2 protein-coding genes are annotated in these 2978 nt (G+C 50.9%); both read left to right on the top strand.

Annotated features, from left to right (window positions below; translation table 11 throughout):
- The first annotated feature begins 102 nt into the window (after positions 1 to 102).
- Positions 103 to 1353 (top strand): ammonium transporter, encoded by a 1251-nt coding sequence (locus tag KDK16_RS05570; protein WP_257275060.1) that lies wholly within the window; start codon positions 103 to 105, stop codon positions 1351 to 1353.
- A gap of 514 nt (positions 1354 to 1867) precedes the next feature.
- Positions 1868 to 2978: WD40 repeat domain-containing protein (locus KDK16_RS05575; protein WP_257275061.1), on the top strand; the 1111-nt coding region annotated here is incomplete at its 3' end.

Raw genomic sequence — 2978 nt, forward strand, 5'->3', positions numbered from 1 at the left:
TTTTTAGACCAATTTATTGCAACCGCAGTAGGACAGCCTTAAGTCCGACAGGCTGTTAGCAAAAGACTACTCATTCTGCTGAACTTTTTTGGGAGGAGCCCTGTGGAAAATCTGGCTCAAGTGTCGTACGCACTCGATACTTTCTACTTTCTGATGTCCGGTGCGCTGGTAATGTGGATGGCCGCCGGTTTTGCCATGCTCGAAGCTGGTCTGGTCCGTTCTAAAAACACGGTTGAGATTCTGACCAAAAACATCGCACTGTTTGCGATTGCCTGCACCATGTACCTGCTTTGTGGTTACGCTATTATGTACCCCGGGGCTAATGAGGGCGGTATCCTGCCGGTTCTGGGTTCGTTGATCGGTACTGAAAACACGGTTGAAGCCGTGACTGCAGGTGGCGATGATGCGCCATACTATTCTGCACGTTCAGACTTCTTCTTCCAGGTGGTCTTCGTTGCGACTGCAATGTCCATCGTTTCCGGTGCGGTTGCCGAGCGCATGAAGCTCTGGTCTTTCCTGCTGTTTGCGGTCTTTATGACTGGCTTCATCTATCCCGTACAAGGTTTCTGGAAATGGGGTGGTGGATTCCTGAACGAAGCAAACTTCCAGGACTTCGCAGGTTCCGGTGTTGTTCACATGGCCGGTGCTGCTGCGGCTCTGGCAGGTGTTCTGCTGCTGGGTGCCCGTAAAGGCAAATACGGTAAAGACGGTGCTGTTAACGCAATCCCGGGTGCCAATCTGCCTCTCGCTACTCTGGGTACCTTTATTCTGTGGCTGGGATGGTTCGGCTTCAATGGCGGTTCTCAGTTGAAGCTGTCTGACGTTGAAAACGCGAACGCTGTCGCCCAGATTTTTGTCAACACCAATGCTGGTGCTGCGGGTGGTGTCATTGCTGCCCTGATTGTAGCTCGCATCCTGTTCGGCAAGGCTGACCTGACTATGGCCCTGAACGGTGCTCTTGCCGGCCTGGTATCCATCACAGCTGAGCCCCTGACACCGACTGCAGTATCTGCCACTCTGATTGGTGGTGTCGGTGGTGCTTTGGTTGTCTTCGCCATTCTGGCTCTGGACAAGCTACGCATTGACGATCCAGTGGGTGCCATCTCTGTACACGGTGTTGTAGGAATCTGGGGTCTGCTGGCAGTACCTTTGACCAACGACGGTGCGACTTTCAGCGCTCAGCTGTTGGGCATTGCCTCCATCTTCGCCTGGGTATTCATCGCTTCCCTGATCGTCTGGGCTGTTATCAAGCAGATACTCGGTCTGCGTATCACTGAAGAAGAAGAGTATGAAGGTGCTGACCTGACGGAATGCGGCATGGAAGCTTACCCTGAGTTTATGGGTAAACAGTAACAAGAAGTAGGTGATTAAAAAGAGCTGTCGCCGCGTGCATGACCTGACATATAACTTTTAGCGATGACATAAAGCGACAACTCTTCCAAACGAGACCTCGGCAACAATACTTCAAGTTTTGTGTGACCGGGGTTTTTTTATGTGCCAAAGAACACTTGAGCTGAGACAGTAAAAAAGGGACGCCGGATTAAACGGCTTCTGTCTACTGATATTTTTCAGAACTCACATACCCGTTAGAACTGTGTCGACGCGTCCGACTATAATCAATTTCAATATATTCAAACATCGCCTGATGCATCTGCTCCCCCGTTCATCATAGGCGTATAAACCTGTGTTTCTACTTTCAAAGAATGACAGCAGCTTTCAACTCGGGCATTAGTTCAGCAATCACCTTTACGACTCTTACTTTGCTCTCATTCATCTTTGCAGAGGATGTTTCTGAAGGTTTTTGAGCTATACCGGTTTCCTCGACCACGAAGTCAAGTGTCTAAAGACAGAACTCTGGAGAATGGCAATGGGCATTGCAAAGAGCTGGTCTATTGCGGGTTTGTTTACCTTATTGGCAGCAAGCTGTATGCAGACAGTAGCTCAAACGGCTGTTACTGCCCGGCCAACAATGCAACCTCCACTGATCCACGAGATTAATATAGATCCGAACATGTTGCCGGTAACGGTTGCTCCAACACCCACAGGAGGCGTTGCCCCACCAAGCCATTGTGGGCCCCACAGGGTTATGAGTGTCTCATGGAATATGAACAGTACGCTCATGGCTGTGGGAATGGGTTCCGGCAGTGGCACTTCCGGATGTCCTTTTTCAGGCCCCGTACAAATCTTTGATATGAGTGACCCGGTGAGGCCCAGACTCCTGCACACCTTTCACGATGCTAAAAACTGGGTGAGGAATGTTGCCTTCAATCACGACGGTACCCGACTGGCAGTCGGGGGGGATGAGAATGAGGTCAGGATTTATGACCCAGTGAACCTGTCCACTCCCCTTGCCACCCTGTCCGATGCGACAAGCCCGATACGCAGCGTTAAATATGATCACGGCGGCACTCAGCTGGCAGTCGGAGCACAAGATAATAAGCTCAGGATTTATGACCCAAGGAACCTGTCCATTAGTCCGACAATTCTGACCGACGCAGCAGGTTGGGTAATGGACATTGACTACAACCCCGACGACACCGAACTGGCAATAGTATCGAGAGACTACAGGCTCAGGGTTTATGAGCCGAGGGATCTGTCCAATGCCCCGCAAGCTGTGATCACTTATCTTGATCAAATGCGGAGCGTTAAATTCAACCACGACGGCACACTGCTGGCAACTGGGGGAAGAGATCTTAGATCCAGGGAAAACAGGGTTGTAGTTTATGACATAAATAACCTGGCCAGCACGAAATATACTCTGTTGGGTGCGACAAACACGGTCATGAGCATTGACTTCAATCACGACAGCACCCGACTCGCCGCTGGGTCGGCTGATCAGAAGGTTAGAATATATGACATGTTGAATCCACCCGGCGTTCTGTACACCCTCTCTGATGCGACAGATGTTGTACGGAGCGTTAACTACAACCACGACGGCACCCTGCTGGCAGTCGGGGCGGAGGATGGAAAGGTCAGGA

The sequence above is a fragment of the Endozoicomonas sp. SESOKO4 genome (assembly GCF_024606275.1).